This window comes from Caballeronia sp. (assembly GCF_049581465.1).
Classification (GTDB): Bacteria; Pseudomonadota; Gammaproteobacteria; order Burkholderiales; family Burkholderiaceae; genus Caballeronia.
Genome location: NZ_JBAUSA010000516.1, coordinates 1 through 6,813, shown reverse-complemented (window position 1 = coordinate 6,813; position 6,813 = coordinate 1). Strand labels below are relative to the sequence as shown.

Annotated in this window: 6 protein-coding genes and 1 pseudogene; 5 read left to right on the top strand and 2 right to left on the bottom strand. The window is 58.9% G+C overall.

Features of this window, described 5'->3' with window-relative positions:
• Positions 1–287 (top strand): annotated as a pseudogene (locus WCA53_RS12620) (hypothetical protein); the annotation flags it as partial.
• 241 nt (positions 288–528) lie between these two features.
• On the opposite strand, the gene WCA53_RS12615 reads toward WCA53_RS12620, so the two are convergent.
• Complete coding sequence (locus WCA53_RS12615) at positions 529–1,089, bottom strand: YSC84-related protein (RefSeq protein WP_423910209.1); 561 nt, start codon at positions 1,087–1,089, stop codon at positions 529–531.
• Positions 1,090–1,597: 508 nt separating this feature from the next.
• Here WCA53_RS12615 and WCA53_RS12610 point away from each other — a divergent pair.
• Together WCA53_RS12610 and WCA53_RS12605 are read left to right on the top strand one after the other, a co-directional pair.
• Positions 1,598–1,993, top strand: coding sequence for an RT0821/Lpp0805 family surface protein (locus tag WCA53_RS12610; RefSeq protein WP_423910206.1), 396 nt, complete (start codon positions 1,598–1,600; stop codon positions 1,991–1,993).
• A 710-nt stretch (positions 1,994–2,703) separates the two neighbouring features.
• The gene (locus WCA53_RS12605) at positions 2,704–3,762 is read left to right on the top strand and encodes a 3-keto-5-aminohexanoate cleavage protein (RefSeq protein WP_423910203.1); all 1,059 of its coding nucleotides are present in this window, start codon (positions 2,704–2,706) and stop codon (positions 3,760–3,762) included.
• A gap of 137 nt (positions 3,763–3,899) precedes the next feature.
• Here WCA53_RS12605 and WCA53_RS12600 read toward each other — a convergent pair whose 3' ends face one another.
• Positions 3,900–4,901, bottom strand: a complete 1,002-nt coding sequence (locus WCA53_RS12600; RefSeq protein ID WP_423910200.1) for an AraC family transcriptional regulator — start codon at positions 4,899–4,901, stop codon at positions 3,900–3,902.
• A 330-nt stretch (positions 4,902–5,231) separates the two neighbouring features.
• Between WCA53_RS12600 and WCA53_RS12595 the strand changes: the two genes are divergently transcribed.
• Both WCA53_RS12595 and WCA53_RS12590 read left to right on the top strand, forming a co-directional pair.
• Positions 5,232–6,548, top strand: coding sequence for an MFS transporter (locus WCA53_RS12595; protein ID WP_423910216.1), 1,317 nt, complete (start codon positions 5,232–5,234; stop codon positions 6,546–6,548).
• A 117-nt stretch (positions 6,549–6,665) separates the two neighbouring features.
• Positions 6,666–6,813: porin (locus WCA53_RS12590; RefSeq protein WP_423910212.1), on the top strand; the 148-nt coding region annotated here is incomplete at its 3' end.

The following is a 6,813-nucleotide window of genomic DNA, read 5'->3' as shown; positions in this document are numbered from 1 at the left end:
GCGTCGCGGTCGGTGTCGTGGCCGGCGCGGCCGTGGCGTCGGCCAACACGGCCGCGGTCGCATCGAACGCTTACAACGCCGGCTACGTTGCGGGGACAACGACAGCGCCTCCTATGCCCGCGCCCGTCAATACGGCGTTTGCAATGGGCGCGATCTACGCGGCGCTCCCGGGAGGCTGCGTCTCGACCCAGGTTCGGGGCAGCACATACTACCTGTACGGCAATACATGGTTTCAACCTGCCTATGGCGCGAACGGCGTTTACTACCGCGTGGTGCCGGCGCCTTGAGATGAGAGCGTTCTGATACGCTGAGTCTCGCCAGGAAGCGCAGCGCCCGATCCACGTTAAGGCGCAAGAGCAAGGCGCCGCCAAGCGTGACGATGTGAGGGAAGGCACCGTGCAAACGCTGGTTTAATGATTAAACCAGCGTATTGCAGCGCGAGCACGCGGTCCACCACTACGAAGTTCGTTCCGATGAGGCGCGCTCGCTGAACGATGTTGTCTGACTCGACGGGTGCCGTTGCTTGTGTCAAGGATTGAACTGTCTGATTCTCTGACCTTGCAAGCCGAGACCGGCCATCAAGCCCTCCTGGCCGTATATGAATGCGTAGACATCGGACTGCAAGTTGGTGGACGTCATCTCCTTGGCCTTGCCCTCATCAACCAGGACAACGCTCGGGCCCACCCCAACCGACAGGCCGTCGCTACTTTTTAGGTAGCTGATTGCCGAGTCGGTCATGAGGAACATGGCCTGCGAAAACGATTGTCCGCCTGCCTGCAGGCCATATGAAATCGCCCTGATTGTGTAGTATCCAACGACTTTGCCGTCCGCAGAAAACATGACACCCTTGCCGTCTTCCGCACCCGCAATGAACCCCGCTTTAACTACGTCCGGGAATACCAAAACCGCCTTCGCTAGATATTGAAGGTTCTTGGCTCTGGGTTCCGTGTTGAACAGTTGCTGTAGAGCCGCGCGTGCCTTCGCATCCAGTTCGGGGTCTCCAGACGGGGTTGAAGTCTGCTGTGTCGAACAGCCGACGGAGAGCAGCAAAAGCGGGATTGCGAGGATAAGCCGAAGGTACTTGATCATGATGCGCGCTCCTGTCAGAAACTGCCGCCTCCGTACGGAGGACCTGCGCCGAAATTCGCCGGATTCAATAATGCTATTGACGTACCGGTTGAACAATGGGACTTTGGCCCTATCCCTTGCCAACATGCTCGGCGCACCGACGGTGCGGATGTGTGCACACGTCATGGTTCGTTAGGGCACCCCTTCAGGAGATGCGGCAATGATCGTCGGGGATATGGGTTATGGGCAGACGTTTGTTATTTCAAGGGGGGCGAGAACCGGCGCTCGATTCGTCCCTGTCAATGTAGCGTCATAACTACATTGATTTCTGACGGAGTGCGTGATGATCCAGCTATGGGCTCATCGCGCGGTCCGCACCGGGAACGTAGTGCTGGTAATGTGTGGACTGCTTAAAAGTGCGTTGTGACTGTCGACTGGACCCTTTCCGTAATCGCTGTTCTAGGATATCTTATCGCTGGACACGACGATTTAAAAAGTAACGACTAGTACTTTTTGAGGATGGCCGTTAATGTCAATTCGATCTAGTACGTTCAACAATGCCACTCTGTGCTTTGCCGCGAGTTGCCTACTATTTGCCAGCGGAACAGCGCAAGCCTCAAATCTTGGTTTTTTGAGCAACTCGCCAATTTCGTACATGAAGCAGGAGGATTTGAAAGCACTTTCCACTGCTGCGCGTTCGGCCCTTGACACGAAACAGGACGGGGAGTCGATGGAATGGAGCAACAAAGGCACCGGTAATTCCGTTCATGTAAACGGCACGATTACCCCAACCGACACAACGAAGAACGACGATCGGACTTGCCGAAAGCTGACCATCGTTGCGCAGGCTAAAGGTCAAATGCAGACTTGGGTCCCGACCGTCTGCAAAACCGGCACGGGTAGTTGGGCAGTTTTGAAGCGGTGATTTACCAAACACGGTTTCAATGGTCCGATGTGATCAACGTCCCTTTGCGGTGGAAGTCACGACTTCTCGACGTTGGCATATGTCTATCCGCGAAGGGATGGACTCGTCCGGCGTTGATTGATCAGTCGCGTGAGATGGCGCGATGAAGAAATCGAAACCGCTCTATCACGGTCATCGCTTTCCGGCCGGCGTCATCACTTGCGCATTGCGTCGGTACTGCCTTCCAGCTGTTTTGGCTGTTCTGTCGCGATAGGGCGGTCGAGTCGTACAAAGGCGATATGTTTAGGATAGCTTATGTAACCGACGAGTAAAACTGGCAGGCTGCAGATGCATTGATTTTGCCAGCGTGTTTCATCTGCCCACACTGTCGTTCGAGTGCAGGTCTGTTCCGCAAAGCTTCATGTCGGCCTCCGTCAGGTAAAAACGGCTTGTCACACCGTGACTCGACATCCGCGCCTCTCGTCGCGACGTCGAGGCCCGCTACATGATTACCAATACCGTGTTAACGCGTAGTGGCGTCAAATCACAAAAAAATGTCGCCCAAAACGTAAACCGCCTCCTCCGATTGCCGTATCTTCCCAACTATTCCATCTCCCGTCGCGTCTACGCATGCCTGGCGCGCGGGTGATACGTCCGCTAGTTGACGACACGCCCCACTTAGCGCTCCCCAATTTCTTTCTTCCACCCAACTCGCGTTTGGAGACCATGCCATGAACTTCCTCGACGGTTCCCTCTACACTGAAAACCAGCAACCCCTGATCATCACGGCCGCGCCCTATGCCCCGTCGTGGGTGCCCTCCGACTTTCCCGAAGACATCCCTGTCACGATGGATCAGCAGATCCAGAAGGCGGTGGATTGCTACAACGCCGGCGCTACCGTGCTGCACCTGCACGTGCGCGAACTCGACGGCAAGGGCAGCAAGCGTCTCTCGAAGTTCAACGAGCTGATCGCCGGCGTGCGCAATGCAGTGCCCGAGATGATTATCCAGGTCGGTGGTTCGATCAGCTTCGCACCGGAGAACGAAGGTTCCGCGGCCAAATGGCTGAGCGACGATACGCGCCACATGCTGGCTGAACTCGATCCCAAGCCCGACCAGGTTACGGTGACGATCAATACCTCGCAGATGAACGTCGTAGAACACTGGGAGGATGCTGACGTCAAGGGAACCTCCATGGCGGAGCCGGAGGTCTACAACGCCTATAAGGAAATGACAGTTCCGTCACAGCCCGGCTGGGCTGAGGAGCACATCCGTCGCCTGAACGCAGCTGGCATCCAGAGCGCCTTCCAGTGCTACAACATCAACAGCTTCGAGTCGGTGGAGCGGTTGATTCGTCGTGGCGTCTACAAGGGCCCGCTGGTCATGAACTGGGTGGCCATCGGTGGCGGCATGGATGCACCGAACATCTACAACCTGGCCAACTTCCTGCGCGCTACGCCGGATGGCGCGGTCCTGACGGTGGAGAGCTCGATGCGCAACGTACTGCCAGTCAACATGATGGGCATGGCGATGGGCCTGCACGTGCGCTGTGGCATTGAGGACAACATATGGAACCAGTCGCGCACGAAGAGGATGAGCACGGTCGAGCAGATCGAGCAACTCGTGCGCATCTCACGCGACTTTGGCCGTAAGGTGGCCACGGCCCAGGAGGCACGCGAGATCAGCAAGATCGGTGTGTTCTACGAGACGGTGGAAGAGACCCTGCTGGCCAACGGTTTCGCGCCGAACCGCAAGGGTGCCACTCAGGGCTTCCTGCGCAAGGCGGTCTGAACACGAGCCGGAGAGGGAATCGAAGGGAATCCCGTCCGCGCGAAGCGGACGGGAAATTTCGACGAAGCATCTCGCGGGGCGGCAAGCCTTTCGTTACTCGGGTTTCTGGTTGAACCGAGTGTCAGCCTTATGCCCGTTCATTTCACGTGGCCGTTACGCCAATCACGCGGCGTCATACCGAATTGTGAGGTGAACCAGTTCGTAAAAGAACCCTGTTGGCTATAGCCGAGCAGTGCCGCGACCCTCCCGATCGGATAACGCGGGTTGCTTATATAGCGGACGGCCAGTTCGCGCCGGACTTCATCGACCAGTGCCGAGAAGCTGGTATCGGCCGATCCAAGCTGCCGCTGCATGGTGCGCACGCTCCGGCGTAAATGGCGAGCAACCAGCTCGACGCTCGCCTGCTCGACGGGCAGAAGCAGGTAGATCGCCTTGCGCACTTCCAGCGCGATCGACTCTGCGCCCGCTACGTTTAGCGGAGTAGCGAGGCTCTCGGCATATCGAACCAGTTCTGGGTCAGAGGCCGGATTAGGGTAGTCGAGCCCGGCGGCCGCGCACACGAATCCGTTGAAATCGCTGCCGAACTCCAGCGGACAGCCGAAGAAGCGCCGATGAAAGGTCAGGTCAGCAGGCCCTCGGTGAGTGAAATGCACGGCGCGCGGTTTCCAGTAGTTGCCCAGCAGCGCACTGGAGTGGCGCGCGAGGATACCCACTGCGAGTTCGATCGCCTGCTTGGTAGGCGTACCCGGATCGACGACGAGTTCCTCCCGGATGGTGACCGTTTCCCCTGCGTCCTCGATGTACACGGCCAGGGCTTCGTTGAGCAGATGCCGGAACTCGGCGGCGGCGAGCAACACCTCGCGCAGCGTGCGCTTGTGCGCGAGCAGGACATTGATCACGCCGGTCCCGAATTTCTGCCGGGTTTCAGCCATTTGCAGCGCGAAAGTAGGGCACGACGCCTTGTCAGCCGTGAGTTCCAGTAACCAGCAGCACGCGGTGGCCGAGACGCGATCATCCGGATTCGCTAGCGCCGCGGGATCGATCCCGAGTTGCTGCACGAGCTCGACCGGATTCAGTCCGAGCCGCCGCGTCACATCGAAATAACCGCTCATGGCTACCGAGCGCAGCATCGTTTCCATCGCTAGTCCCTTCGCAGGCCCCACACGGTCGGCGCCCCGCCTTCGGACAGTGAGATGCCTGCTTTAACGAACACCGGTGTTTACGCGCAGTGGCATCGATCGCTAAAAGAATGGCGCCTAATCATAAAAAAGTAATACATGTTGGTCGTATTGTACGAGCACCATGTTTGTTTCGTCCCGGAATGTTTTCACGCGCTTCGCGCGTTGAACTCGGGCGCGGGATTGTCACTGGCAAGAACGCTTCAACTATGCCGGGTATCCATAATCGGCCGTATTTTGCTTCGGGCAAAGACGACCGCTATAACGAGATTAACGCGAAGGAGACGAATGATGCTCATGCAGCACGCAGAGCCCATCACGGGCGATGTTTCAGCAACACAAGCAGATGTGCGCCCCTATGCCTGGGTGGTATTTGCCCTGACGGTTGGCTTATTGCTCTCCGACTACATGTCGCGGCAGGTGTTGAATGCCGTGTTTCCGCTGCTCAAGGCCGCATGGGGGCTTTCCGACACACGGCTGGGTTCGCTTAGCAGCGTGGTCGCGCTGATGGTTGGCGTGCTCACGTTCCCGCTATCGGTGCTTGCCGACCGCTGGGGCCGCGTGAAAAGCATCATCCTGATGGCGGCGATGTGGAGTCTCGCGACGTTGGGCTGCGCGCTCGCGACGAACTACGGCGAAATGCTGCTCGCGCGTGCCTTCGTAGGCATCGGCGAAGCCGCTTACGGCAGTGTCGGCATCGCGGTTGTCCTAAGCATCTTTCCGGCGCGGCTGCGCTCCACGCTCACCGGCGCGTTCATGGCGGGCGGCGCGTTTGGCTCCGTGCTGGGCATGGCACTCGGTGGTGCGGTCGCGGCTCACCTGGGCTGGCGTCCGGCGTTCGGCGCAATGGCGGCCATGGGAATCGTGCTGGTCATCGTCTACCGGTTTGTAGTGACCGAAAAGCGTCTTGCGCCGCTCCATCCGGCGAGCATGGGCAATCATGGGCTCGGCGTGCGCATGAGTTTTCGCGCGTTGATGAAGGGGCTCTTTTCGACGAAGTCAGTCGTGTGTGCCTACGTCGGCAGCGGCCTCCATCTGCTGCTTCCTGCTGCTGTCTGGGCGTGGATGCCGAGCTTCCTGAACCGCTACTACGGCATGGCCACCGGCAAGGCTGCAATGAGCGCGGCAGTGTTTGTGCTGGTGACGGGCCTTGGCATGGTGGTGTGTGGAAATCTTGCCGACCGGCTCGCCAAGAACGCGCGGGAAAGGAAGTGGGGCACCGCGATCGTTATCTGCCTGTTGTCCTTCACGTTGCTAGCGATTGGTTTCCGCGTGCCCGCGGGTCCGCTGCAACTCGTGTTGATCGGCGCCGGCATGTTCTTCAGCGCAGGCGCGAGCGGCCCCTCCGGCGCGATGGTCGCGAACCTCACCCCGCCGTCGATTCATTCGTCCGCGTTTGCCACCCTGACGCTGGCGAACAACCTGCTGGGCCTGGCACCCGCCGCCATCCTGACGGGCATCGTCGCCGACCGGATCGGGCTGCTCGGTGCGCTGCAACTCGTTCCGTTTGCGCCTCTGGTCGCCGCGGCCGCGTTTTTCATCGGCAAGCGCAACTACTCCAGCGATCTGGATCGCCTGGACGCCCTGCGCGAGCGGGCCACACGCTGAGCGGCTCCTCTACTCCCATTTGGCCTCACCCGCTCAGCCGGCAGCACCCCATTTTCATTAAAGCAACAACCCATAAACCGAAAATTTGAAGGAGACAGAATGAGACTGAAGTCGAAGTTGAAATTAAAATTGAGCGGCACTGCGGCGCTGGTGATGTTCGCGACCACCGCGCATGCCCAATCGTCGGTCACGCTCTACGGAGTACTTGACAGTGGTCTGCTGTATCAAAGCACCTCGGCGGCAACGTTCCTGCCACACGCACCCA

Coding starts and splice junctions, on each gene's coding strand:
- WCA53_RS12615 (WP_423910209.1), bottom strand. CDS start 1,089: ATGATCAAGTACCTTCGGCTTATCCTCGCAATCCCGCTTTTGCTGCTC.
- WCA53_RS12610 (WP_423910206.1), top strand. CDS start 1,598: ATGTCAATTCGATCTAGTACGTTCAACAATGCCACTCTGTGCTTTGCC.
- WCA53_RS12605 (WP_423910203.1), top strand. CDS start 2,704: ATGAACTTCCTCGACGGTTCCCTCTACACTGAAAACCAGCAACCCCTG.
- WCA53_RS12600 (WP_423910200.1), bottom strand. CDS start 4,901: ATGGAAACGATGCTGCGCTCGGTAGCCATGAGCGGTTATTTCGATGTG.
- WCA53_RS12595 (WP_423910216.1), top strand. CDS start 5,232: ATGCTCATGCAGCACGCAGAGCCCATCACGGGCGATGTTTCAGCAACA.